This is a genomic window from Streptomyces sp. NPDC001904 (assembly GCF_040297005.1).
Lineage (GTDB): Bacteria > Actinomycetota > Actinomycetes > Streptomycetales > Streptomycetaceae > Streptomyces.
On record NZ_JBEOYI010000006.1, the window covers coordinates 175,260 to 199,700 of the forward strand.

A 24,441-nucleotide genomic window follows, 5' to 3' on the forward strand; every position below is an offset into this window, starting at 1 on the left:
GTGAGCACCCTGGACGCCCTGTCGTCCGACGAACGGTTCGTCGTGAAGACCGTGCACGACTTCGTGAACAAGGAGGTGAAGCCGGTCGCCCAGGAGCTCGACCACGCCGACGCCTACCCCGAAGCCCTCATCGAGCGGATGAAGGAACTCGGCATCTTCGGTCTCGCCGTCCCCGAGGAGTACGGCGGCACCCCCGTCTCCATGCCGTGCTACGTCCTGGTCACCGAGGAGCTGGCGCGCGGCTGGATGAGCCTGGCCGGCGCGATGGGCGGTCACACGGTCGTCGCCAAACTGCTGCTGATGTTCGGCACCGAGGAGCAGAAGGAGCGCCGGCTGCCCCGGATGGCCACCGGCGAGGTGCGCGCCACGATGGCGCTGACCGAGCCGGGCGGCGGCTCCGACCTCCAGGCGATGCGGACGGTGGCGCGCAGGGACGCCGACGGCTACGTCGTGAACGGGGCGAAGACCTGGATCACCAACTCCCGGCGCTCGCGGTTGATCGCGCTGCTGTGCAAGACGGATCCGGAGGCGATCCCCGCGCACCGGGGCATCTCGATCCTCCTGGTCGAACACGGCCCGGGGCTGACGGTCTCCCGCGATCTGCCCAAGCTGGGGTACAAGGGTGTCGAGAGCTGCGAGCTGTCGTTCGAGGACCACCGGGTCCCGGCCGACGCCGTCCTCGGCGGCGTGGAGGGCAAGGGCTTCGCCCAGATGATGAAGGGCCTGGAGACCGGGCGCATCCAGGTGGCCTCGCGCGCCCTGGGCGTCGGGCGGGCCGCCCTGGAGGACTCCCTCGCCTACGCGCAGCAGCGCGAGTCGTTCGGCAGGCCGATCTGGAAGCATCAGTCGATCGGCAATTATCTGGCGGACATGGCCACGTCGCTCATGGCCGCCCGCCAGCTGACGCTGCACGCCGCCCGCGAGTACGACGCCGGCCGGCGCGTGGACATGGAGGCCGGGATGGCGAAGCTGTTCGCCTCCGAGACGGCGATGCAGATCGCGCTCAACGCCGTCCGGATCCACGGGGGTTACGGCTACTCCACGGAGTTCGACGTCGAGCGCTACTTCCGGGACGCCCCGCTGATGATCGTCGGAGAAGGCACGAACGAGATCCAGCGGAACGTGATCGCGACCCAGTTGGTGAAGCGGGGTGGACTCGACGCGTGACCGGCACGTCGGCGACCACGGCGCCGCCCGCCACACCGGGACGGTCGGCGCCGGGACCCGCGCGCTGTCCGCAGAGCGAGGCCGTCAGCCACTGAGCGCGGCGGCCCCTGTGAAGAACCTGCGTCCGGCTTCCCCGTACACGACCATCGTCTGCGGAGCCGTTGCGCCGGGACCCCGTGCAGTGGCTCGGCCGCTTCGCCGCCGTTCGCGGAGAACGGCGGCGGGCGTGTCCCGGACGGTTCGACGGCGCCTCGAGGAGGAGCTGCTAGCGTCCGGGCTCGTGAGCGACAGCGTGTACGTGGGCAATGCGGGCAAGGACGCGGCACTGGACCGGGGATGGATCCTCGGTCACTTCAAGGACGCCGGGGATCCGCGCCACAGCGAGGACGTGGAGATCAAGTGGGGCGTCCACCCTCCCGGCGACGAGCGGGCCCAATGGGTACGGGGTGAGGAGCGCACCGCTCTCCTGGTCCTCGTCAGCGGCCGCTTCCGCGTCGAACTCCCGGGCCGCAGTGTCCTGTTGGAGGAACAGGGTGACTACGTCGTGTGGGGGCACGGAGTCGACCACTCGTGGTTCGCGGAGGAGGAGTCGGTGGTGCTGACCGTGCGGTGGCCCTCCGTGCCCGGGTACGCGGTGCCGGACACGGCGGGCGAGGACGTGGCGTAGCCGCCCGGTCAGGCGTTGAGCACCCCCGCGCCGAGCAGCGCGAACACCAGGGCGCCGACCACGATCCGGTAGATGACGAACGCGTTGAAGGAGTGCTTGGCCACGAACTTGAGGAGCCAGGCGATGGACGCGTAGGCGACGACGAAGGACACCAGGGTGCCGACGATCAGTGGCGCGGCGTCCACTCCGCCGCCCACCGCGTCCTTCAGTTCGTACAGGCCCGCGCCGGTCAGGGCCGGCAGGCCGAGGAAGAAGGAGAGCCGGGTGGCGGCGACCCGGTCCAGGTCGAGCATCAGCGCCGTCGACATGGTCGCGCCGGAGCGGGAGAAGCCGGGGAAGAGCAGGGCGAGAATCTGCGAGCAGCCGACCAGCATCGCGTCCTTGAAGGTGGTGTCCTCCTCGCCGCGCCGGTGGCTGCCCATCCGGTCGGCGGCCCACATCACGCCGCTGCCGACGATCAGCGAGCCCGCCACGACCCACAGCGAGGCCAGCGGCCCTTCGATGAGGGGCTTCGCGGCGAGGCCGACGACGACGATGGGGATGGTGGCGTAGATGACCCACCAGGTGAACTTGTAGTCGTGGCTCGTGCGCTGGGAGGGGTCGGCCAGTCCGCGTCCCCAGGCGGTGACGAAGCGCAGGATGTCGCGGAAGAAGTAGACGAGGACGGCGGCGATGGCACCGACCTGGATGACGGCCGTGAAGGCGACGACGGCCTTGTCGTCCACCGGGATGTCCATCAGCCCTTCGGCGATCTTCAGATGGCCGGTGGAGGACACGGGCAGGAACTCGGTCACACCCTCGACCACTCCGAGAACAACGGCCTGACCGATTCCGATGGTGCTCAATTCAGCCGTCCTTAGGGGGAGACGTCGGGTGCGGTGCCCGGCGGGGCTTCACCGGTAGATCCTCGCGCAGCGGCCGGGTCCGTCGGGTAGGAATCAGGGAAGAATCGCGGGGTGCGCACCCGTGGGCGCTCGCCCTGGGGGCCGAACATGACCAGGTACTCGACCGGCCCGCCGGGGCCGGCGTTCGCCACGCCGTGCGGGGTGCGGGTGTCGAACTCGACGATGTCCCCGGCGGTCAGGACGAGGGTCCGGTCGCCGAGCGCGATCCGCAGCCGCCCGTACAGGACGCACAGCCACTCGTGACCCTCGTGGGAGACCTGCCGGGGCCGCGCGGGGGATCCTTCGACGGCGGGCAGGACGTGCTTGTGGGCGTGCAGACCGCCCACGTACCGCGTGAGCGGCAGCACCGCCTTGTCGTCGCCGAAGCTCAGCGGCCTCGGCGGGCGCGGCTCGGGGGCGGGTGCGGTCCCGGCCAGTTCGTCCAGGGAGGTGCCGTACTCCTTCGCCAGCCGCAGCACCGTCTCCAGGGTGGGCCTGCGCCGGCCGGTCTCGATCCGCGACAGCGTGCTCACCGCGACACCGGTCGCACGGCTGACGTCGGTGAGGGTGACGCCGCGCTGCTCGCGGGCGGCCCGCAGCCGGGTCCCCATCGCCGCCAAGGTGTCGTGCACATCGTCGACCGCCACCGTGCCCGCTCCTTCCGACCGTGCCGCTCCACCGCCCTGTCCTGCGATTTTGCCAGAATGTCAACGGAGATCGCGTGAGGCCGGCGCCGCGCCGCATGATCGACGGGTAGCCGCGTCGTCCGTGCATCGAGGAGCAGCCCATGCAGTCCGAGCCGTCCCCCGCCCTCCGCCTCAGCCACCGCATCGTCGAAGCCCCGGCCGGGCGCCTGCACCTGGTCGAGCAGGGCGCGGGCCCGCTGGTCCTGCTGGTGCACGGCTTCCCCGAGTCCTGGTACTCCTGGCGCCGCCAGCTCCCGGCCCTCGCCGCGGCCGGGTACCGGGCGGTGGCCGTCGACGTACGCGGCTACGGCCGTTCCTCCGGGCCCGCGGGGACCGACGCCTACCGGATGCTCGACCTGGTGGCGGACAACGTCACCGTCGTCCGCGCCCTGGGCGAGGAGACGGCGGTGGTCGTCGGCCACGACTGGGGCTCCACCATCGCCGCGACCTCGGCACTGCTCCATCCCGAGGTCTTCCGCGCGGTCGGCCTGCTGAGCGTCCCCTACGCGCCGCCCGGCGGTCCCCGCCCGACCGACGTCTTCAGCCGGATCGGCGGCCCCGAGCAGGAGTTCTACGTCTCCTACTTCCAGGAGCCCGGCCGCGCCGAGGCAGAGATCGAGCCCGACGTCCGCGGCTGGCTCGCCGGTTTCTACGCGGCGCTGTCCGCCGACACCATGCCCGCCCGGGACGAGCCCGACCCGCACTTCGTGACCCGGCGCGGTGGCCGGTTGCGCGACCGCTTCCCCTCGGCCGGGACCCTCCCGTCCTGGCTGACCGAGGCCGATCTCGACTTCTACGCCGGGGAGTTCGAGCGCACCGGCATGACCGGCGCGCTCAACCGCTACCGCGCCATGGACCGCGACTGGGAGGACCTCGCCCCGTACCGGGGAGCCCCGGTCGAGCAGCCGTCCCTGTTCATCGGCGGGACCCTCGACGCCTCCACGACCTGGATGTCCGACGCCATCGACGCCTTCCCCACCGCCCTCCCCGCCCTGTCGGCCTCCCACCTCCTGGAGGACTGCGGCCACTGGGTCCAGCAGGAACGCCCCGCGGAGGTCAACCGCCTGCTGGTCGACTGGCTCGCCACCCTCCGGGCCTGAACTCCCCCGCCGTCAGCGACTCCGGCCGCGCGAAGCGGCCGCCGGGCGGAGCAGTACCGGGCGGAGGCGGTGGTAACCGCGTACCGAGACCGGGCGGAGGACCTTCAGTTCGTACGCGTCCTGGCCGGACAGCTCCCCGGCCAGTGCGGTGTTCACGAGGACCGTGTCGGGGCGGGCCACCGCGGTCAGGCGGGCCGCTATGTTGACCGCGGCTCCGTAGACGTCGCCGAACCGGCCGATGACGGGTCCGTGGGCCAGTCCGGTGCGTACGTGCGGGAGGCGTTTCTCCCCTTCCGCACGGGCCGTGAGCTCCAGGGCGATGTCCGCCGCCGTGGACGCCGACTCGCACACGAAGAGCACCTCGTCGCCGATGGTCTTCACCACCCGGCCCCTGCCCTCGGCGACCACGTCCCCGGTCAGGCTCTCGAACCGGTCGAGGACCTTGACGAGTTCGGTGCTGTCGAGGCCGCGCGTCATCCGCGTGTAGCCGACCATGTCGGTGAACCCGACGGCCAGGTCCTGTACGTGCAGTCCCTCCCCCGGCGGGACCGTCCCGTCGGGCGGCGGGACGGCTCCTGGCGTCTCCTTCCGCGCCGCGTCCGCCTGCGCGGTCGCGATGACCTGTCCGGTGTACGCCGCGAAGTGCCGCCTCCAGACGTGCTGTTGGAGGAGTTCCATCTCGGCGAGCAGGACCGCGGCCTTGCTCGCCAGTTCCGTCTGCGTCAGCGGCGTCTCGCGGCCCCGGTTCAGCCACGCCCACAGCGTGTGGACCTGCCATTCGGCGAGCCGGGAGAGGTGGTGGCCGAGGGCGCGGGCCATCAGCGCCTCGCTCTCCTCGGTGATGATCCCCGCCGCGATCAGCCGCTCCCCCGCCCGCAGCGCGTCGACGTCACCGTCGGTGAACGCCCGCACGTCGTCCTCGACCAGCGGGAAGCCGAGCGCCCGCCAGATCTGCGCGGTGCGCTCCGGGCCCACCCCCGTCCGCTCACCGATGTCGTGCCGCGTCCAGTGGCGGCCGCCGCCGAGCAGTACGTCCTCGATGGTCCGCCGCAGCGCCTCGGCGCCGTCCGGCGACACCGGTTCGCCGGACGCGGGCCGGTCCGCGCTCACGTGGTGTGCACGATCAGCACGTCGAGGCCGGCCTTGCGGGCGATGTCGGCGGGTACGGAGCCGAGGAGACGCCCCGCGAGCGAGCGCAGCCCCTTGTTGCCGACCACCAGAAGGTCCACGGCGTTCTCCTGGGCGGTCCGCACGAGGGCGGCGACGGGCTCCCCCTCCACGGCGAGGGACCGCACGTCCTCCGCGCCGTGCGCCCGGGCGCGCTCCCGCGCCGTACGCAGGGTGTCCTCGGCGGGCGCCGAGCCGACCACCTGATACCCCTCCGCCCCCAACTGATCCTGGGCGCGCGCGAGTTCGGTGCCCTGCATGGGCAAGTACGCGCAGACGACGAGAAGTTCCGCCCCACAGACGGCAGCCAGCCCGGCCGCCCCCTCGACCGCCGCATAGGACGACTCCGAGCCGTCCGTTCCGACCATGACCGTACGGTAGGCCCCCACAGCAAGCTCCTTACTCCCAAGTAAACTTACTTGGGAGTAAAATAGAGCGAGGATCAACGGAGAGGCAAGGGGCCGACCGCCCGCATCGCCCCCAGAACGACGTCAGGGCCGGTCTCGGATTTCTCCGAAACCGGCCCTGAACTGCGACTGTCTCCAGTCGGGACGACAGGATTTGAACCTGCGACCCCTTGACCCCCAGTCAAGTGCGCTACCAAGCTGCGCCACGTCCCGATGTCGATCGCCTTCCGACCCGCTGTTTCCGGGCCCTTCCGGCGGCGACAGGAAGAACATTACCCCAAGCTCACGGGTGGTTTGAAACCGGTTCCGCGGGCTCTGGGCCCGGTGGGCGAGAATCGGGGCATGAGCACCGATCGCAGTGCGGGCCGGGACCGCGACGACGAGGGCCGCGCGCGTAACGCGCGGCCCCGTGATGGGCTGGGGCGGCCGCTCCCTTACAGGTCCCCGGGTGTCGCCCGGCAGCCGGAGGGTGTGGTGCGCACGGCCGAGGAGACCGTCGCCGAGGCACAGGCGCTGCTCGACGCCGGGCGGCCCTTCCATGCGCACGAGGTCTTCGAGGACGCGTGGAAGGCGGCGCCCCGGGAGCAGCGCGAGCTGTGGCGCGGGCTCGCCCAGGCGGCCGTGGGGCTGACGCACGCGGCGCGGGGCAACGCGACGGGCGGGGCCCGGCTGCTGCGCAGGGGCGCGGACGCGGTGGACGCCTGGCCGGGGGACGCGCCGGCCCGGCTGGACGTGCCCGGGGTCGTGTTCTGGGCCCGGTCCCTGGCCGACCGGGTGGCGCGGGAGGGGCGTCCGGTGGACGCGGCGTCCTGCGCGCCCCGGCTCGTCGGGGGCCGGTAGCCCCGCGGAGCGGTCCGTCACCGGTCCGGCCCCCACCCGCATGCGGCCCCGACACGCCGATGTGACTCTGCCAGAGTGACCACCACCACGGCTGAAGCCGCCACCCCGGCCCCACCGGTACTGGACAAGCGTCGCCGGAACGTCGTCTTCGTGACGATCATGCTCGGCATGCTGCTCGCGGCGCTGGACCAGACGATCGTCGGCACGGCCCTGCCGACGATCGTCTCGGATCTGGGCGGCGCGGCGCACATGTCGTGGGTGGTCACCTCCTATCTCCTCGCGGAGACGGTCGCCACGGTCCTGGTCGGCAAGTTCGGTGACCTGTTCGGCCGCAAGGTCGTCTTCCAGGTGTCCGCGATCGTCTTCATCACGGGCTCGTTCCTGTGCGGCCTCGCCACGAACATGTCGCTGCTCATCACCTGGCGGGCGATGCAGGGCATCGGCGCCGGCGGCCTCATGGTCACGGCGATGGCGCTGATCGCGGACGTCATCCCGCTGCGCGAGCGCGGCAAGTACCAGGGCGCGATCGGTGCCGTGTTCGGCGTGTCGACGGTCATCGGCCCCCTGCTCGGCGGTCTGTTCACGGACCATCTGACCTGGCGCTGGGCGTTCTACGTGAACGTACCGATCGCGATCGTGGTGGTCATCGCGGCGGCCCGCACCATCCCGGTGGTGAAGTCGGCGGCGCGGCCGGTCATCGACTATCTCGGCATCGCACTGGTCGCGGTCGGGGCGAGCGCCCTGATCCTGGCGACGAGTTGGGGCGGCAACGAGTACGCGTGGGGCTCGGGCGTCATCATCGGCCTGTTCGCGGGCGGCCTCCTGGCGCTCGGCCTGTTCTGCTGGGCGGAGACCCGGGCGTCCGAACCGATGCTGCCGATGCGGCTGTTCGCGAACCCGGTCTTCACGGTCTGCTCCATCCTGAGCTTCATCGTGGGCTTCGCGATGCTGGGCGCGCTGACGTTCCTGCCGACGTATCTGCAGTACGTGGACGGGGACTCGGCCACGATCTCCGGCGTGCGCACGCTGCCGATGGTGATCGGTCTGCTGATCGCGTCGATCTTCTCCGGCAACGTCGTCAGCAAGACCGGCAAGTACCGGATCTTCCCGATCATCGGCTCGCTCGTCATGGGCTTCGGCCTGTACCTCCTGTCCCTGATGGGACCGTCGTCCTCGGCCTGGATGGAGTCGCTCTACATGTTCGTGCTCGGTCTCGGGATCGGGCTGTCCATGCAGGTGCTCACCATCGCCGTGCAGAACACCGTCGAGTACGCGGATCTGGGCACGGCCACGTCCGGGGTGACCTTCTTCCGTACGCTCGGCAGCTCCTTCGGGACCGCGGTGTTCGGCACGATCTACGCCAACACCCTCAAGCCGAACCTGTCCGACGGCGTCGAGCAGGCGGCGCGGGCCGGTACCGGCATCGATCCGGCGGCGCTCGCCAAGGCCGCGCAGAGCCCGGAGGGGCTGCACGCGCTGCCGGCCGGGGCGCGCGAGCCCATCGCGCAGGCGTACGCGGACTCCCTGCACACGGTGTTCCTCTGGACGGTGCCGGTGGCGGTCGTCGGGTTCGTGGTGGCGCTCTTCCTCAAGCAGGTGCAGCTGCGCGACACCGCGCGGGCCGGTTCGACGGACATGGGCGAGGGCTTCGCCCAGCCGTCGACCGGTGATCCGTCCCACCTGCTGGAGCGGGCCGTGGGCAACATCGTGAAGTCCTCGGACCTGCAGACCGCGCGGCGGATCCTCGACTCCTCCGACAGCCGTCTGGACATCGCCGGGTCGTGGGCCGTGATGCAGGTGGAGTTCTATACGCGGATGGTCGGACACGCCTCCCTCGGAATGATCGCGGCGCGGCGCAGGGTGCCGCCCGAGGTGCTGGTGCCGGTGTTCCAGCGGATGGTCGACGAGGGCTATCTGACGCGTACGGGGTCGTACTTCTCGCACACCGCCGCGGGACGGCGGGAGGCCGATGTGCTCAACCGGGCCTGGGGCGAGTGGCTGGGCAAGCAGGTCGAGGCCGACCTCGGGCGCCCGCCGGGCGCGGACCTGCGCGCCGCGGTCGACTCGATCGCCAAGCGGCTGCTCGCCGAGGATCTCGCGCAGGGGCTGCCGCACCAGCCGACGGCCGACCGTTCCGCGGCGGCCTCCTGACCCGGCCCGGCACGTTCAGCGCAGGAGCAGTTGCAGACCGCCGAGCACGGTCGCCGCGATCACCAGCTGTTCGAAGAGCCGCTGGTTGATGCGGTTCACGGCCACCTTGCCGATGAGCGCACCCGGTACGACGAAGGCGACGAGCGCCGCGTCAAGGAGCAGCGAGCGGCCGTCGATGAGGCCCAGGCCCACGCTGAAGGGCACCTTCGCGGAGTTCACGATGAGGAAGAACCACGCGGAGGTGCCGAGGAAGCCCAGCTTCTTGAACCCGGCGGAGAGCAGGTACATCGACATCACCGGGCCGCCCGCGTTGGCGACCATCGTGGTGAAGCCGCCGAGCACCCCGTACGAGCCCGCCTTGACGCGGGCCGCGCGGGTCGGGTTCCGCTCCGCCCCGGGCGCCTCGGTCCGGCGGCGCCGCCAGACGGTGACGCCGGCCATCACGAGCAGGATGACGCCGATGGAGCCGCGGACGAGTCCGTCACCGGCGAACGCGAGGAAGGCGGTGCCGACCACCACGCCGCCCGCCACGGCCGGGAAGAGGCGCCACAGGGTCGGCCAGTGGGCGTGCCGGCGGTAGGTCAGCACGGCGAGGACGTCGCCGAAGATGAGGATCGGCAGCAGCACGCCGGTGGAGGCACGGGCGGGCAGGATCGCGGCGAACACGGCGAGGCTGACGGTGTTGGCCCCGCTGACGGCGGTCTTGGAGAAGCCCACCAGGAGGGCCGCGGCGGCCAGCGCCGCGAACCCCCACGGGGTGACGCCGAACATCTCGTGCATGTGCTCCATCTCCGCCCGTACGGGGTCCCCGCCTGCCGCGCACCCCGGGACACTTTCGCACTACACACGTTCGACGCAGACGGAGACCCGGCGAGGCTTTGCATAACCATGAGTGGTGATGCATACTCTTCCTATGTCCAAGGTCCTCACTTCCCTTCCCGCCGGCGAGCGCGTCGGCATCGCCTTCTCGGGCGGCCTCGACACCTCCGTCGCGGTCGCGTGGATGCGCGACAAGGGCGCCGTCCCGTGCACCTACACCGCGAACATCGGCCAGTACGACGAGCCCGACATCGACTCGGTGCCCGGTCGCGCCCAGGCCTACGGCGCCGAGATCGCCCGCCTGGTCGACTGCCGCGAGGCGCTGGTCGAGGAGGGCCTGGCCGCGCTGACCTGCGGTGCGTTCCACATCCGCTCGGGCGGTCGCGCGTACTTCAACACGACGCCGCTGGGCCGCGCGGTCACCGGCACGCTCCTGGTGCGGGCGATGCTCGAGGACAACGTGCAGATCTGGGGCGACGGCTCCACCTTCAAGGGCAACGACATCGAGCGGTTCTACCGCTACGGCCTGCTCGCCAACCCGAACCTGCGGATCTACAAGCCGTGGCTCGACGCGGACTTCGTGACCGAGCTGGGCGGCCGCCAGGAGATGTCGGAGTGGCTCGTCGAGCACGGGCTGCCCTACCGGGACTCCGCCGAGAAGGCGTACTCCACCGACGCCAACATCTGGGGCGCCACCCACGAGGCCAAGGTCCTGGAGCACCTCAACACGGGCGTCGAGACCGTCGAGCCGATCATGGGCGTGAAGTTCTGGGACCCGTCGGTGGAGATCCCCACCGAGGACGTCACCATCGGCTTCGAGCAGGGCCGCCCGGTCACGATCAACGGCAAGGACTTCGCCTCCGCCGTCGATCTGGTGATGGAGGCCAACGCCATCGGCGGCCGCCACGGCCTGGGCATGTCCGACCAGATCGAGAACCGGATCATCGAGGCCAAGAGCCGCGGCATCTACGAGGCTCCGGGCATGGCGCTGCTGCACGCCGCCTACGAGCGGCTCGTGAACGCCATCCACAACGAGGACACCCTCGCGCAGTACCACATCGAGGGCCGTCGTCTGGGCCGTCTGATGTACGAGGGCCGCTGGCTGGACCCGCAGGCCCTGATGATCCGCGAGTCGCTGCAGCGCTGGGTCGGCGCCGCGGTCACCGGTGAGGTCACGCTGCGGCTGCGGCGCGGCGAGGACTACTCGATCCTCGACACGACGGGCCCGGCGTTCAGCTACCACCCGGACAAGCTCTCCATGGAGCGCACCGAGGACTCGGCGTTCGGTCCTGTCGACCGGATCGGCCAGCTCACCATGCGCAACCTGGACATCGCCGACTCGCGCGCCAAGCTGGAGCAGTACGCGGGCCTCGGGCTGCTCGGTTCCGGCGACTCGGCGCTCGGCGCCGGGCTCATCGGGGCGCTGCCGGAGGGCGGGGCCCAGGCCATCGCCTCCCGCGGTGAGGTGTCCGGGGAGGACGAGGCTCTGGACCGGGCCGCGATGGAGTTCGGCACCGACTGACGACTCCGTCGGTTCAGCAGGGAGGACCGGGTCGGCGCTGGGAGGCGTCGGGCCGGTCCTCTTTTGTGCGCTGCGTTGTCGGGTGCGGGTGCGTGGGGGTTCTCGCGCCGTTCCCCGCGCCCCTTACGGGGCTCTACTTGCCGTACGTCGAGCGGAGTTCGCGCTTCAGGATCTTCATGCTCGGGCCCAGGGGGAGCTGGTCCGTGAACTCGATGCGGCGGGGGTACTTGTGCTTGCCGAGGTGGGACTTGGACCAGTCGGTGACGGCTGCGGCGTCCAGGGTCTCGCCCGGCTTGGGGACGATCACGGCGCAGATCTCCTCGCCGTGGACGTCGTCGGGCAGGCCGATCACGGCGGCGTGGCCGATGCCGGGGTGGCGCATCAGGACCTCCTCGACCTCGCGCGGGTACACGTTGTAGCCGCCGCGGATGATGATGTCCTTCTTGCGGTCGACGATGCGCAGATAGCCGTCGGCGTCCTTGGTGCCGAGGTCTCCGGTGCGGAACCATCCGTCGACCAGGGCTTCCGCGGTGGCCTCGGGGCGGCCCAGGTAGCCGGTGAAGACGCAGTGGCCGCGGACGACGACCTCGCCGAGCTCGCCGGCGGCCAGCAGCTCCACCCGGTCCTCCACCTCCGCGCGGGCGATCTCCACGTCGACGCCCCACAGGGGGTGGCCGATCGTGCCGGGGCGCGCGCCGAAGACGGGCTGGTTGGCCGCGGCCGCGGGGGACGTCTCCGACAGGCCGTAGCCCTCGAAGATGGTGGCGCCGAACGCCTTCTCGAAGCCTTCGAGGACCGCCACCGGGAGCGAGGCGCCGCCCGAGACGCAGATCTTCAGGTCGGGGAGCTTGTCCGCGGCGGGCGCCGCCGCGAGCAGGTTCACGAACATCGTGGGGACGCCGTGGAACGTGTTCACGTTCTCCGTCACCATCAGGTCGATGGCGCGTGCCGCGTCGAAGCGCGGCAGCAGGACGAGGGTCGCGCCCGCACGCCAGGTCGCGTTCATCGACACGGTCTGGCCGAAGGCGTGGAACAGCGGCAGCGCGCCGAGCGCGATGTCGTCCGGGGCGACGTTGTGGGCGTCGAAGGCGGAGACCGTGGCGTTCATGACCAGGTTGAAGTGGCTCAGCTCGGCGCCCTTGGGGACGCCGGTGGTACCGCTGGTGTAGAAGATGACGGCCGCGTCGTCGGCCTCGCGGGTGACGTACGTGCCCAACGGCTGTGCGGCGGAGGTCAGTCGCTCCAGCTCGCCGTCCGCGCCCAGCGTCAGCATGCGGACGCCGGTCGCCTCCGCGGCCGCCGCGCCGACCGCCGCCTGCGCCGGGTGGCACAGGAGCAGCGTCGCGCCGCTGTCCTTCAGGACGTGCTCGACCTCTCCGGCGGAGAGCAGCAGGTGGACGGGGACGACGACCGCGCCGGCCGCGAGCGCCGCGTAGTAGGCGCGCGGGAACTCGGCGGTGTTGGGTGCCATCAGGGCGACCCGGTCCCCCGGGCGGACGCCGAGGCCGGTGAGGGCTGCGGCCTGCTTGCGGGCCTGGAGCCACAACTCCTCGAAGGTGAGGCGGAGTCCGCCCTCGACGAGTCCGACCTTGGCGGGGCGGCGGCGGGCGTTCTCGGCGAGGATCGCGGCGAGGGAGAGGGTTGCCATGACGGGTGGTGCTCCGTTCCGTACTGAACTCTGGTGCTGCGGTGAACCAGGTCGTTGGGCCGGTGATCCGGCTAGCGGGCGGCTCCGGTGACGGCGACGCGTCCGGTGAACCTGCTCATGTGTGCTCGACTTCCTTACGTGGTACGGGCGTTCAGCCGCGCTCGACGAGGACGGCGCTGCCCTGGCCGACGCCGACGCACATGGTGGCGAGGCCGCGGGCCGCGCCGGTGCGGCGCAGGCGGTGCAGGAGCGTGGTGAGGATGCGGGCGCCGGAGCAGCCGAGCGGGTGGCCGAGGGCGATGGCCCCTCCGGTGGGGTTGACCAGTTCGGGATCGATGCCGAGGCCGTCGACGCAGGCGAGGGCCTGGGCGGCGAAGGCCTCGTTGAACTCGGCCTCCTCGATGTCGGCGATCGACCAGCCGACGCGGTTCAGCGCCTTCTGCGTGGCGGGCACCGGGCCGACGCCCATGACGTCGGGGTGGACGCCTGCCGAGGCGCCGGCGACATAGCGGCCGAGCGAGACGAGCCCGAACTCCTCCAGGGCCTCCTCGCTGACCAGGAGCAGTCCGGCGGCGCCGTCGTTCATCGGCGACGCGTTGCCCGCCGTCACCGAACCGCCCTTGCGGAACACGGGCTTGAGGCCGCCGAGCTTCTCCAGCGACGTATCGGGGCGGATGCACTCGTCGGCGTCGACGACCACCCCGTCGGGGCGGGTGACGGGCAGGATCTCGGCGTCGAACAGGCCGTCCTTGCGGGCGGCGGCCGCCTTCTGATGACTGCGGAGCGCGAACGCGTCCTGGCGCTCGCGCGAGATGCCGTGCCGGTCGGCGACCTCCTCGGCGGTCTCCCCCATCGCGAGGACGCCGTGCAGGTCCCGCATCCCGGGGTTGGTCAGGCGCCAGCCGAGCCGGGTGTCGTACGTCTGCATCTGGTGCGGCAGCGCCTCGTCGGGCCGGGGCAGCACGAACGGGGCGCGGCTCATCGACTCGGAGCCGCCCGCGAGCACCACCTCGGCCTCACCGGCGGCGATGGTGCGGGCGGCGGTGGTGACGGCCTCCATGCCCGAGGCGCACAGGCGGTTCACGGTGGCGCCGGGCACCGACTCGGGCAGGCCCGCGAGCAGGGCGGCCATCCGTGCGACGTTCCGGTTGTCCTCGCCGGCCTGGTTCGCCGCGCCCCAGTAGATGTCGTCGATGCGGGCCGGGTCGAGCGCGGGCGCGTCGTCGATGAGCGCCCGGACGACCGTCGCCGCGAGGTCGTCGGGCCGTACGGAGGACAGCGCGCCACGGAGCTTCCCGATCGGGGTGCGGCGGGCGGCGGCGAAGTGTACGGGGCGCACAGTCAACTCCATGGAACAGCCGGAACGCGGTTAATTAGCACTGCTAGTTTTGGACTATAGACCTGCGCCGAGGCGACTGTGAAGGGGTCCCGGGTGACCAAACGGGGGCATGCCGTGATCAAAGAGGTAAGTGGGGTTCCACATCTCAGGGCTGGCCCTGATGTCCCCCGCCGCACGGCTGCCTACTGTGGAGGTCCGGCACCGCTCCGCGGACGACGTACGGGGGAGCACGGGGGACACGGGGGAACGGGCGTCGTCTCCGGAGCGGGCAGCCGGGATCTCTTGAGCGACGCCGCGAGGATCAGCCGCGCAGATAGGTGAGCACCGCCATGACCCGGCGGTGCTCCAGCAGGTCGGGTTCGAGGCGCAGCTTGCCGAAGATGTTGCGGACGTGCGTCTCCACCGTCTTGCCGCCGATGACCAGCTTCTGCGCGATGGCCTCGTTCGAGCGGCCCTCCGCCATCAGCGCCAGCACGTCGCGCTCGCGGCCGGTGAGGTCGTCGAGCGGCCCCGGCAGCCGGGGCGCCTCCATCAGCCGGCTCACGACCAGCGGGTCCAGGACGGTCTCCCCCGCCGCGACCCGCTTGAGGGCGCCGCTCAGCTCGTCGATGTCGGCGACCCGTTCCTTCAGCAGATAGCCGAAGCCCTCCGGATTCCGGGCCAGCGCCTGGACCGTCGACGTGGTCTCCACGTACTGGGAGAGCAGGAGCACGCCGGTGCCGGGGTGGGCGGCGCGGATCGCGGCCGCGGCGAGCAGCCCCTCGTCGGTGTGCGTGGGCGGCATCCGGATGTCGAGGAGCACGGCGTCGGGGGTGTGCTCGGCGACGAGCGCGAGCAGGGGTCCGGTGTCGCCGCAGGCCGCGGCGACCTCGATCCCCTCGTCGGTGAGGAGCCGTACGATGCCCTGCCGCAGGAGCGCCGAGTCCTCGGCCACGATCACGCGCACGGCAGCTCCGCCCTGATCCGGGTCCCGCCGCCTGCGGGGCTGTCGATGTGCAGGACGCCGTCGACGGCGGCGAGCCGGTCGGCGAGGCCGCGCAGGCCGGTGCCGTGCGCGGTGTCGACGCCTCCGACGCCGTCGTCGACGGTTTCTACGACGAGCAGGTCGCCCTCCCGCCGGGCCGACACGCTGACGGCGCGGGCGCCCGCGTGCTTGGCCGCGTTCGACAGGGCCTCGCAGACGGTGAAGTAGGCGGTGGTCTCGACGAGCGAGGCGTAACGGCGCGGTTCGGCGGCGACGACGACGGGCAGCGCGGCCTCCTTCGCGAGGGCGTTCAGGGCCGGGGCCAGTCCCTCGCGGGTGAGGACGGCGGGGTGGATGCCCTGGGCGAGGCCGCGCAGTTCCTCGATGGCCAGGCGCAGGCTCGACTCGGCCTCGTCGGCCGCGGCGCGCAGGGTCGCGTCGGGGTGGTCGGCCAGGCCGCGCCGCACCCGCCGCACCGACATGAGGGCGAAGACCAGGCGGGCCTGGGCCCCGTCGTGCAGGTCGCGCTCCAGACGCCCGCGCTCGGCGTCGGCGGCCTGCACGATCCGGCTGGCGACGTCCCTGGCGCGGGTGCGCAGCCAGACGTTCTCCAGGGCCAGGCGGAGCGCGGCGGCGACGGATTCGAGCAGTTCCGGGTCGTCCGAGAGGGCCGGGTCGTGGTGGAGCAGGGCGAGGGGGCGGCCGTCGGCGGCGCGCACCGGGGTGCGTCCGGGTCCGTCGGTGCCGACCTCGCGGCCGGACCCGTCGACGTAGGCCCCTTTCTCCTCGCGCCACAGGCCGAGCCGCAGCGTCGCGTCGCCGAGGACACGGACGAGGGCGTCGCGCACCCGGGCCGGGTCGGGGTCGGTGCCGACGTCGATGACCAGGCCGCTGACCTCGGCGCGCTGGAGGTGCATCCGGAGGAGGCCGGCGAGGAAGGCGAAGGGGACGGCGACCTGGGCGAGGTCCGACAGCAGGTAGACGGCCTGCTCCGCGAGGGAGCCGACCTCGCCGAACCACGGCACGACGTAGAACAGCATGTCCCACATCAGGAAGACGACGGCGACGCCGATGCCCACCCAGGCGGGCAGCAGGGCACGGCGGCGGGCCGCCGACGCGTGCCGCCAGCGCAGCACGATGGCGACGGCGGCGACGGCGGAGATCGCCCAGCCCGCCGCGTGGTAGGCGGCGTCGAAGGTGTCGAAGGCGCCGTTCCAGGCGGGGACGGCGATGAGGTTCGGGCCGCAGTCGCGGCAGTCCAGGTAGGTCGCGCCGGTGTTGAGCGCCGGGTCGAAGAGGAGCGTGCGGATCAGACCGCCGACGGCGACGAGTGCGTACGCGCCCTGGACGAGGCGGCGGGTGAGGACCGTGGTGAGGCGGCCTTCGGGGAAGGACAGCACGAGGTGCAGCAGCACCGCCATGTTCAGCGCCTCCCACCAGGCGCCGAAGCTGAACAGGACGGGCACGGAGGTGCCCTGGAGGTTGCCGAAGAACCAGGTGATGCCCTCGGCCGTCATCAGCGGGCCGGTGTGGTTGGCGGGCCTGCGCCGCCAGGCGACGAGTCCTGCGATCACATAGGCGCCGCCGACCGCGAGGTCGCGCACGAGATCCGATGCGGACGCGCCGCTGCGGCCGTACGCCCATGTTCCGGCCGCCGCCGATACGACGGCGAGGGCCGCGGCCCCGGTCAGGCGCAGCAGCAGCCTGCGCTCACCCTGACTGTCCACGCGCCACACCGTAAGCCATAGGGGCCACGGAGCGTAAACAGGTGGGCTACGTACTGCATCTTCCGGAACAATGCCGCCCGCGACGCGGCGCGCTCTCTCTACAGTACGAGAACGGATCCGGCCGTCGCGCCGGGCTGGACAACGGGGGTTGTGGTGGGGTCGCGCAGTGTGCTGTCGTTCGCGGACGCCCTGGCGCTGCTGGGAGTGGATTCGGCGCGGATCGCCGCCCTGGACAGGGCAGTTGGCGGTGCGCTCAATCTGGCGACCGGCGGCGCGAGCGGGACGCTGCTCGGGATGGTGTCGGGGCGCGGCCGGATCATCGGGGCGGGGCGCGACGCGGTGCACGGGGTCGCCGACCGGCTCGGGCGCGCCGGGCGACGGGCCGAGCGGACCGAGGTGCTGCGGGCGGCGCACACGGTGATCGTGGTGGTGGCGTGGTGCGAGGCGCTGGACGAGGCGCGGCTGCCGTTCTCCCTGGACGACGTGGAGCTGACCCGGGGAGAGCAGCTGCGGCTGGTCGGCGCCCAGGAGGTCGCGGGCGACGACCTGGTGCGTGAACTGCTGTCCGCGGACGTCCTGTTCCCCGCGCCGCATCATCCGCCGGAGGCCCTGGCGGTCGAGCTGAGGTCGTTCTACACGACGGTGTCCGAGCGGTTCCGGCGCTTCCTGACCGGGCTGCGGGTATGGGAACGACTGCGGGACCAGGGTCAGTTCGAGGCTCTGACGGCACTGGACAGCACGCTGGTCGAGGACGCGGTGGAGAGATACTCCGCTCTGTACGCCCAACTTGCCCTCGCCGCTCCCGAGTTCAATTTCTGGGTCACCCAGAACGAGCATCAGGCGACCCGGGCCGAGGTCCGTCGCGCTCTTGACGGCGTGCGGACGCTGCTGTCCGCCACCGCCGCGTATCTCGCCCCGCCCGTCGACGTGGCGGCGGCGCTGAACCGGGCCCACACCGCGACCCTGGGACGTCCGGTCCTCGACGCGACCACGGCGCCCGAGGGCATCCGCGTCCCCTCGCTGCGGGAGATGTATCTCGACCCCGACTTCCGGGTGGCGGAGCCGCAGGGGCAGTCGGGGCCGGCCGACGAGTCCTGGTGGCAGCGGTTCGAGGTGCGCCACGACCTGACGCGGTACCTCGCGGGCGCGCTCACCGCCCCGTCCCTCGCTCTCGCCCCGCTTCTCGTCCTGGGGCAGCCGGGTGCGGGCAAGTCCGTGCTCACCCGGGTGCTCGCCGCGCGGCTGTCGGAGGCCGGGTTCCTGCCGGTCCGGGTCCCTCTGCGGGACGTCCGCGCCGAGGACGAACTCCAGGACCAGATCGAGCAGGCGGTGCGGTCCACGACCGGCGAGCGCACCACGTGGCCCGAGCTGGTGAGGTCCGCGGGCGGTTCGACGCCGGTGCTGCTCCTCGACGGTTTCGACGAACTGCTCCAGACCACGGGCGTGCACCACACCGACTTCCTGGTCCGGGTCGCCCGTTTCCAGCAGCGCGAGGCGGACCAGGGCCGGCCCGTCCTGGCCGTGGTCACCAGCCGGACCACGGTCGCGGACCGGGCCCGCTATCCGGAGGGGCTGGTGGCGCTGCGCCTTGAGCCGTTCCGTCCCGCGCAGATCCAGCGCTGGCTGTCCCTCTGGAACGACGCCAACGCGCACATCCTCGCCCCGCTGACCTGGGACGCGGTCGCCCAGCACGCCGAACTGGCTTCGCAGCCGCTGCTGTTGACGATGCTGGCCCTCTACGACGCCACGGAGGGCGGCCTGAACCGGGACGGGGCGCCGCTCGCGGTCACCGAGCTGTACGAGGAGCTGCTGTCCTCGTTCGCGCGCCGCGAGGTGGGGAAGTCGACCCGGGACGCGGTGCCCGATCCGGAGACCGAGGAGCGGGTCGAGCGTGAGCTGACCCGGCTGTCCCTCGTCGCCTTCGCCCTGCTCAACCGGCGTCGCCAGTGGGTGTCGGCCGCCGAGCTCGACGAGGACCTCACCGCGCTGCTCGGCAGGCACGCCGCCGCCGCGTCCGCCGATTTCCGCGCGCCGCTCGGAGCGGCCGAGATCGCGCTCGGCCGGTTCTTCTTCGTGCAGCGCTCCCAGTCGGTCCGCGGCGGCCAGGTCCTGTCGACGTACGAGTTCCTGCATGCGACGTTCGGCGAGTATCTGGCGGTCCGCCTCGCGGTCCGGCTGCTCACGGACCTGCTGGCGCGGCGCCCCGGCCTGTCGCTGGGCGAGAGCCGGATCGACGACGACCTGGCGTACGCGCTGCTCTCCTACGCGCCGCTGGCGTCACGTCAGATGCTGCGATTTCTGAGGGAGTTAGCCGGGCGGATCCCGGAGCCCGAGCGGGACCGGCTCGCCCGGCAGCTGATCAAGGTGCTGCGCGGGCAGCACCGGACCCGCACGGCGGAGGAGCACCCCGCCTACCGGCCGAGCGATCTGCGTACGTCGGCCCGGCACGGTCTGTACGAGTCGAATCTCGTACTGATGATCCTGGTGCTGCGCGGGCGGACGACGGCGGCCGAGTTGTTCCCCGACGCGCAGGCGGCCGTGCACCTGTGGGGCCGGCACTGTCTGCTGTGGCGCTCCGCGATGGACGAGGAGCAGTGGACGGACTTCGCCCTGAGTTTCACGACGCGGCACTTTTGGGGTGAGGACGGGACGCGTGCACTGGAGATCACCTTGCGGGGCGACCAGCTGTTGGAACACCCCCAACCTCTGGACGGCAACTGGCTGTTCGGCTCGCGCGAAGGGGCAGGCGGGCAGCCTTGGCAACGCACCTACTGGGACGAGATGTGGCACAAGGTGTCCGTGGCGGCCACCACGACGGACTCGATCGTCCGGCACACGATGGATCCGGTCTTCGCCAACCTGGGTGTCGCGGTCACCACGTTCACGCCCCGGCCCGGGGAACACGCGACATCTGTCGCCCACAGTCTCCTGCGGCTGGTCCTCGAGGACGTCACGGCGATACCCGACGAGGAGTTGAGCGATCTCTACACGCGCGTGCACCGCGGCCTCGGTTTCGTGCCGGTGAACACTCCTCACATGGCGCGGCTCCTCGACGTGCTTCTCACCGTGCGCGAACGGGACCGGACACGGCTGCCCGCCGAGACGATCGAGGGGCTCGACGCCTACACGGAACTGCTCATCCCCGTGGCCCACGACGCGGACCAGGGGACCCCTCTGACGAGAGTCCTGCGACGCCACTACCCCGGGCGCTTCGACACCCCCTGATCCCCGGCTCTGCCCGATCCCCCCGGATCAGTCGCCGGAACGAGCGCGCCTGCGTCGGCGGATCGGAGCTGTCGCCCACATCGTCAGTCCGACCAGGGAAAAGATGAGTGCTCCACCGACGACGATGGGGACGGTGATGGCAAGGAGGAAGCCGATCACTTGCTCAATCCCCGTCGAGCCACCGATTCCATGCACCGTCATGTACTGCACGACGTCTCGCCGCGGCCATCAGTTCCCCTGACTGTCACCCTTCCGTCGCTCTGTACCAGCGGCCGGCGAGTGGCGGCGCGCGGGCAGATCCACAGACGTGCGAAGACCGCCCGGCGCTGTTGCTGCCGGACGGTCTTCGCGTGATCACTCGTCCTCGCTGGACTCCTGCTCCGTCTCCAGCCACTCGGAGGGAACGGAGCCCAGGTCGCCCTCGTCCATCTCCTCGCGGAGCTTGCCGAACAGGGGCTTCAGCAGGACACGGCAGATCGCACGCATGGGTAGTGATCCTTTGAGAGCCCTCGTGCACTGAACGCCTCAGCGCACCGAAGGGGGCCGCAGCCGCTATCGCAGCAGCGGCGACGCGGCGCTCTCGAAGGACGGACCGCCCCGTAGGTCAGCGCCGAGCAGCGCGATGACGTGCGAGATCAGATCGCGGGTGGCGACCGCCGGGAGGATGACGATCGATATCAGCACGTGCACCGTGCCGGGCCAACGCGGTACGGAGGCCTGGGGGGTTGGGTTCATCCACCACCTCTGGTGCTTGGTCTTCCAGGTGACTGATCAGACGAGTGCCGCATCCGGAAGGTTCCCGGTTCCGCGGACCGGGGCCCGGCGTCTTCGGAGTGGGGCGATGCGGCCGGTCGTGGTCGGCCGGCGTGCGCTGCTGGAATCAGCGCGATTGCCGTCGGTCACCCGCACTTCTACGGCGTGATGACCGAGTGGGACCGGGCCTTCGACGCCCCGGTGTACGTCCACGATGCCGATCGCGACTGGGTCGGACGTCCATGTCGTGCAGGAAGACGGCTCTTGGCGCACCGGCCCCATCGGCAGCGTGGTCACGGGAGAACTGCCGGGCGATTCTGGCCCACGGCCGGTGCAGCGAGCGGCTGCGGTCCATCGGCCCAGGGAGCGGACAGAAGATCGGCGACGCTACGCCGGTCACGGTTCTTCGACGGTCCTTCGGCCGCCTGCCCCAGCGCGATCATGGAGATGATCGCCCATCCCGGGTTCGGCCGAAGCTCCCCGGTCAGGCCGTCCAGGTCGAAGGCCCGGAACTGTCGCGCGGCCAGGCCCAACGCCTGCGCCTGCACGGTCATATGAGCGATGGCCTGACCAAGGTCGTACTCCGCGAACTCGGAGTAGAGCAGACGCGTGTCGTCAATGTGGCGGCGCGCCGACGTGACCACGAGCAGCCCTGCGTCCCGCGCCCACCGGCCCGAGCTGGGCGCGAGGTGGCGGGCCACCCGCTCGTGCTCCGGCTCACCGGGCCGGCTCGCGAAGAAGCCCCATGGTTGAGAGTTCCCGGCAGACGGCGCCCACCGTGCGGCTTCCAGCAACAGCCCGAGGGTGTCGTCATCGACGGCGGCCGACGGGTCGAACCGGGAGGGGCTGAACCGTCCTGCCAGCAGAGGATGAATACCACCGAGCGGCTCCGGATCAGATCACATGTCCCCAAGCAACCCGTCATCACAGGAACGTATTCCAACAGCACCGGACTGGGCGTGTACCCATGGATGGTGGAGCGGATCTTCGCCTGGCTGCAGGGCCTCCGGCAACCGGGCAGACTGAGCGGAAGATGGCCCACTCCCCCACGTTGCGAGGTCGCTCATGGTTGCCCGTGTCGCTGTGTTGTCCGACATTCATGGTGTGCTGCCGGCGCTGGACGCCGTGCTGAGCGAGCCTGATGTCATGGCGGCCGAGCTCATCGTCGCCACCGGGGACCATCTGGCGGGGCCACAGCCGGTCGAGGTTCTGGACCGGCTCCGCGAGCTCGGGGAGAAGGCGCTTCTGGTCCGCGGCAACGCCGACCGCGAGCTCGTGGCGATGGCGCGGGGTGAGTTCGCCTCCGACCAGGCGTGGGAGATCGACCTCTGGGCTGCCGAACAGCTGCGTCCGGAGGACGTGAGCTTCCTGGCGGACCTTCCTCACCCGGTGACCGTGGACGTCGACGGTTTCGGCAGGACCGTCTTCTGTCACGGGAGTCCCCGTCGCGACGACGAGATCGTGCTCGTCGACACACCTCTGGACCGGTGGGCGGAGGTCTTCTCCGATCTCCCCGACGACGTACGGACGGTGGTCTGCGGGCACACCCACATGCCGTTCCTGCGTCTCGTCGACGAGCGCCTCGTCGTCAACTCCGGGAGCATCGGCATGCCGTACGGGAGGGCCGGAGGCTCATGGGCCCTCCTGGCGGAAGGCCAAGTGCAGCTGCGGCACACCGCGTTCGACATCGATGAGGCGGTGGCCCGGGTGGCCCGTGAGTCAGGGTTTCCCGGCGCGCGCACCTGGGCCGAACACTATGTCCGAGCGGTCACCACCGATGCCGAGGCAGTCCGCACGTTCGGCCCCATGAGCGAGCGTCACGGCTCCTGATCGGACATCCCGCACGGCGAACGGCGGCCGGTGGGGTGAACGCGCGGTGCGTACGGCGCACGTTCACCCCCGGGTGCCGGTCCGTCAGGCGACGGGCACCGGGAACGTCGGGTACTCGACGCCGGACACGTGCTGGACGACGCGGATCACCTGGCACGAGTAGCCGAACTCGTTGTCGTACCAGAGGTAGAGGATCGCGTTGTCGCCGTCGACCTTGGTGGCACCCGCGTCGACGATCGACGCGTGACGCGAGCCGATGAAGTCGCTGGAGACCGCGTCTGGCGAGTCGGTGAAGTCGATCTGACGCTTGAGCGGCGAGGTCAGCGAGACGTCGCGCAGGTGCTCCAGGACGTCCTCGCGGGTCGTCTCGCGGCCCAGGCGCAGGCTGAGGATGGCGATCGACACGTCGGGGACGGGGACCCGGATGGAGCTGCCGGTGATGGGGGCCTTGAGGTCCGGCAGCGCCTTGGCGACGGCGGAGGCGGCGCCGGTCTCGGTGATCACCATGTTGAGCGGCGCGGAGCGGCCGCGGCGGTCGGCCTTGTGGTAATTGTCCAGCAGGTTCTGGTCGTTGGTGAACGAGTGGACCGTCTCGACGTGGCCGCGCAGCACCCCGTACTCGTCGGCCATCGCCTTCAGCGGCGGCACGATCGCGTTGGTCGTGCAGGAGGCGCAGGACAGGATCTGCTCGTCCGGCTTGATCGTGTCGTGGTTGACGCCGTGCACGATGTTCGGGACGTCGCCCTTGCCGGGGGCGGTGAGGACGACCTTGTCGATGCCCGGGCGCAGGTGCGTGGAGAGGCCCTCGCGGTCGCGCCACTTGCCGGTGTTGTCGATGAGGATCGCGTTGTTGATGCCGTACGCGGTGTAGTCGACCTCGGTCGGGTCGTTCGCGTAGATCACCTTGATCGCGTTGCCGTTGGCGACGATGGTGCTGTTCGCCTCGTCGACGGTGATCGTGCCCTGGAACGGGCCGTGGATGGAGTCGCGGCGCAGCAGCGAGGCCCGCTTGACCAGGTCCGACTCGCCGCCGCCGCGGACGACGACGGCGCGCAGCCGCAGGCCGTTGCCGGAGCCGGCCTTCTCGATGAGCAGGCGGGCGACGAGGCGGCCGATGCGGCCGAAGCCGTACAGGACGACGTCGCGGCCGGCGCCCGGCTCGACGCTACCGGTGCCGATGGCGCCGGCGACGGCCTCGGCGGTGAACTCCTCGACGCTCAGCCCGCGCTCGTCCGTCTTGTAGGTGGCGGCGAGCATGCCGAGGTCGATCTGGGAGGGCCCCAGGTCGAGGGCGGACAGGGCCCGCAGGAACGGCATCGTCTCGGTGACCGAGAGCTCTGCGCCGGCTATCTGCCGGGCGAATCGGTGGGTCTTGAGAATGCTCACCACCGACTTGTTCACCAAGGAGCGGCTGTGCAGCAGGACGTTCACGTCCCGCTCGCGGTGCAGCTTCCCGATGATCGGGATCATCGCCTCCGCGGTCTCCTCGCGGTGCTTCCAATTGGTGAACGAGTCGTCGTTGACAGTCACGATCATCTCTTTCGA

General features: G+C 71.2%; 22 protein-coding genes and 1 tRNA gene. 8 read left to right on the forward strand and 15 right to left on the reverse strand.

All coding sequences use genetic code 11. The features are described from left to right. Nucleotides 1–1,167: an acyl-CoA dehydrogenase family protein gene (locus ABT127_RS12250; RefSeq protein WP_351447684.1), complete on the forward strand. Its 1,167-nt coding sequence runs from the start codon at nucleotides 1–3 to the stop codon at nucleotides 1,165–1,167. Nucleotides 1,168–1,447: 280 nt separating this feature from the next. Next, nucleotides 1,448–1,834, forward strand: coding sequence for a cupin domain-containing protein (locus ABT127_RS12255; RefSeq protein WP_351447687.1), 387 nt, complete (start codon nucleotides 1,448–1,450; stop codon nucleotides 1,832–1,834). Nucleotides 1,835–1,842: 8 nt separating this feature from the next. Here ABT127_RS12255 and ABT127_RS12260 read toward each other — a convergent pair whose 3' ends face one another. Together ABT127_RS12260 and ABT127_RS12265 are read right to left on the reverse strand one after the other, a co-directional pair. Continuing rightward, entirely contained in the window at nucleotides 1,843–2,679 is an 837-nt protein-coding gene (locus ABT127_RS12260) for an undecaprenyl-diphosphate phosphatase (RefSeq protein WP_351447689.1), read from the reverse strand. An 11-nt stretch (nucleotides 2,680–2,690) separates the two neighbouring features. Further along, nucleotides 2,691–3,365 carry a helix-turn-helix domain-containing protein gene (locus ABT127_RS12265; protein WP_351447692.1) on the reverse strand — a complete coding sequence of 225 codons (675 nt, stop codon included), beginning with the start codon at nucleotides 3,363–3,365 and terminating at the stop codon, nucleotides 2,691–2,693. A gap of 140 nt (nucleotides 3,366–3,505) precedes the next feature. On the opposite strand from ABT127_RS12265, the gene ABT127_RS12270 reads away from it, so the two are divergent. Then, on the forward strand, nucleotides 3,506–4,504 hold the full coding sequence (locus ABT127_RS12270) for an alpha/beta hydrolase (protein WP_351447695.1): 999 nt from the start codon (nucleotides 3,506–3,508) through the stop codon (nucleotides 4,502–4,504). Nucleotides 4,505–4,516: 12 nt separating this feature from the next. Here the strand turns inward: ABT127_RS12270 and ABT127_RS12275 are convergent, their stop codons facing one another. From ABT127_RS12275 to ABT127_RS12285, 3 genes are all read right to left on the reverse strand, one after another. Then, entirely contained in the window at nucleotides 4,517–5,614 is a 1,098-nt protein-coding gene (locus ABT127_RS12275) for an adenylate/guanylate cyclase domain-containing protein (protein ID WP_502971686.1), read from the reverse strand. Next, nucleotides 5,611–6,060, reverse strand: coding sequence for a universal stress protein (locus tag ABT127_RS12280; protein WP_351447697.1), 450 nt, complete (start codon nucleotides 6,058–6,060; stop codon nucleotides 5,611–5,613). Before ABT127_RS12280 ends, ABT127_RS12275 begins: the two co-directional genes overlap by 4 nt. Before the next feature lie 157 nt (nucleotides 6,061–6,217). Next, nucleotides 6,218–6,291 (reverse strand) — tRNA-Pro (locus ABT127_RS12285). Nucleotides 6,292–6,420: 129 nt separating this feature from the next. On the opposite strand from ABT127_RS12285, the gene ABT127_RS12290 reads away from it, so the two are divergent. Continuing rightward, nucleotides 6,421–6,918 (forward strand): DUF309 domain-containing protein, encoded by a 498-nt coding sequence (locus ABT127_RS12290; protein WP_351447700.1) that lies wholly within the window; start codon nucleotides 6,421–6,423, stop codon nucleotides 6,916–6,918. Nucleotides 6,919–6,993: 75 nt separating this feature from the next. Continuing rightward, a complete protein-coding gene (locus ABT127_RS12295; RefSeq protein ID WP_351447703.1) occupies nucleotides 6,994–9,069 on the forward strand; it encodes an MDR family MFS transporter in 2,076 nt (691 codons plus the stop codon). Nucleotides 9,070–9,084: 15 nt separating this feature from the next. On the opposite strand, the gene ABT127_RS12300 is transcribed toward ABT127_RS12295, so the two are convergent. After that, entirely contained in the window at nucleotides 9,085–9,849 is a 765-nt protein-coding gene (locus ABT127_RS12300; RefSeq protein ID WP_502971687.1) for a sulfite exporter TauE/SafE family protein, read from the reverse strand. Between the two features lie 133 nt (nucleotides 9,850–9,982). On the opposite strand from ABT127_RS12300, the gene argG reads away from it, so the two are divergent. Continuing rightward, nucleotides 9,983–11,410, forward strand: coding sequence for an argininosuccinate synthase (gene argG / locus ABT127_RS12305; protein ID WP_351447708.1), 1,428 nt, complete (start codon nucleotides 9,983–9,985; stop codon nucleotides 11,408–11,410). 133 nt (nucleotides 11,411–11,543) lie between these two features. Here argG and ABT127_RS12310 read toward each other — a convergent pair whose 3' ends face one another. The 4 genes from ABT127_RS12310 to ABT127_RS12325 all read right to left on the reverse strand — a co-directional run bounded on the left by ABT127_RS12310 (nucleotide 11,544) and on the right by ABT127_RS12325 (nucleotide 17,088). After that, nucleotides 11,544–13,058 carry a long-chain-fatty-acid--CoA ligase gene (locus ABT127_RS12310; RefSeq protein WP_351447711.1) on the reverse strand — a complete coding sequence of 505 codons (1,515 nt, stop codon included), beginning with the start codon at nucleotides 13,056–13,058 and terminating at the stop codon, nucleotides 11,544–11,546. A 151-nt stretch (nucleotides 13,059–13,209) separates the two neighbouring features. Next, complete coding sequence (locus ABT127_RS12315; protein ID WP_351447714.1) at nucleotides 13,210–14,397, reverse strand: thiolase family protein; 1,188 nt, start codon at nucleotides 14,395–14,397, stop codon at nucleotides 13,210–13,212. Nucleotides 14,398–14,698: 301 nt separating this feature from the next. Then, nucleotides 14,699–15,337 (reverse strand): LuxR C-terminal-related transcriptional regulator, encoded by a 639-nt coding sequence (locus ABT127_RS12320; RefSeq protein WP_351448217.1) that lies wholly within the window; start codon nucleotides 15,335–15,337, stop codon nucleotides 14,699–14,701. Next, nucleotides 15,334–17,088 (reverse strand): sensor histidine kinase, encoded by a 1,755-nt coding sequence (locus tag ABT127_RS12325; RefSeq protein WP_351447717.1) that lies wholly within the window; start codon nucleotides 17,086–17,088, stop codon nucleotides 15,334–15,336. Before ABT127_RS12325 ends, ABT127_RS12320 begins: the two co-directional genes overlap by 4 nt. Before the next feature lie 153 nt (nucleotides 17,089–17,241). Here ABT127_RS12325 and ABT127_RS12330 point away from each other — a divergent pair, with 153 nt between their 5' ends. Next, a complete protein-coding gene (locus ABT127_RS12330) occupies nucleotides 17,242–20,313 on the forward strand; it encodes an NACHT domain-containing protein (RefSeq protein WP_351447720.1) in 3,072 nt (1,023 codons plus the stop codon). Between the two features lie 27 nt (nucleotides 20,314–20,340). Here ABT127_RS12330 and ABT127_RS12335 read toward each other — a convergent pair whose 3' ends face one another. The 4 genes from ABT127_RS12335 to ABT127_RS12350 all read right to left on the reverse strand — a co-directional run bounded on the left by ABT127_RS12335 (nucleotide 20,341) and on the right by ABT127_RS12350 (nucleotide 21,932). Then, nucleotides 20,341–20,523 carry a hypothetical protein gene (locus ABT127_RS12335; RefSeq protein ID WP_351448242.1) on the reverse strand — a complete coding sequence of 61 codons (183 nt, stop codon included), beginning with the start codon at nucleotides 20,521–20,523 and terminating at the stop codon, nucleotides 20,341–20,343. Between the two features lie 144 nt (nucleotides 20,524–20,667). Next, nucleotides 20,668–20,799, reverse strand: coding sequence for a hypothetical protein (locus ABT127_RS12340; protein WP_351447723.1), 132 nt, complete (start codon nucleotides 20,797–20,799; stop codon nucleotides 20,668–20,670). Between the two features lie 66 nt (nucleotides 20,800–20,865). Next, nucleotides 20,866–21,048 (reverse strand): hypothetical protein, encoded by a 183-nt coding sequence (locus ABT127_RS12345; RefSeq protein WP_351447726.1) that lies wholly within the window; start codon nucleotides 21,046–21,048, stop codon nucleotides 20,866–20,868. Between the two features lie 311 nt (nucleotides 21,049–21,359). Continuing rightward, a complete protein-coding gene (locus ABT127_RS12350) occupies nucleotides 21,360–21,932 on the reverse strand; it encodes a nitroreductase family protein (RefSeq protein ID WP_351448220.1) in 573 nt (190 codons plus the stop codon). Nucleotides 21,933–22,131: 199 nt separating this feature from the next. Here ABT127_RS12350 and ABT127_RS12355 point away from each other — a divergent pair, with 199 nt between their 5' ends. Further along, the gene (locus tag ABT127_RS12355) at nucleotides 22,132–22,896 is read left to right on the forward strand and encodes a metallophosphoesterase family protein (protein WP_351447729.1); all 765 of its coding nucleotides are present in this window, start codon (nucleotides 22,132–22,134) and stop codon (nucleotides 22,894–22,896) included. 84 nt (nucleotides 22,897–22,980) lie between these two features. Here ABT127_RS12355 and ABT127_RS12360 read toward each other — a convergent pair whose 3' ends face one another. Further along, nucleotides 22,981–24,426, reverse strand: coding sequence for a glyceraldehyde-3-phosphate dehydrogenase (locus ABT127_RS12360; RefSeq protein ID WP_351447732.1), 1,446 nt, complete (start codon nucleotides 24,424–24,426; stop codon nucleotides 22,981–22,983). Nucleotides 24,427–24,441: the final 15 nt, after the last annotated feature.

Coding starts and splice junctions, on each gene's coding strand:
- ABT127_RS12270 (WP_351447695.1), top strand. CDS start 3,506: ATGCAGTCCGAGCCGTCCCCCGCCCTCCGCCTCAGCCACCGCATCGTC.
- ABT127_RS12290 (WP_351447700.1), top strand. CDS start 6,421: ATGAGCACCGATCGCAGTGCGGGCCGGGACCGCGACGACGAGGGCCGC.
- ABT127_RS12300 (WP_502971687.1), bottom strand. CDS start 9,849: ATGCACGAGATGTTCGGCGTCACCCCGTGGGGGTTCGCGGCGCTGGCC.
- argG (WP_351447708.1), top strand. CDS start 9,983: ATGTCCAAGGTCCTCACTTCCCTTCCCGCCGGCGAGCGCGTCGGCATC.
- ABT127_RS12310 (WP_351447711.1), bottom strand. CDS start 13,058: ATGGCAACCCTCTCCCTCGCCGCGATCCTCGCCGAGAACGCCCGCCGC.
- ABT127_RS12340 (WP_351447723.1), bottom strand. CDS start 20,799: ATGCGTGCGATCTGCCGTGTCCTGCTGAAGCCCCTGTTCGGCAAGCTC.
- ABT127_RS12345 (WP_351447726.1), bottom strand. CDS start 21,048: ATGAACCCAACCCCCCAGGCCTCCGTACCGCGTTGGCCCGGCACGGTG.
- ABT127_RS12355 (WP_351447729.1), top strand. CDS start 22,132: ATGGTTGCCCGTGTCGCTGTGTTGTCCGACATTCATGGTGTGCTGCCG.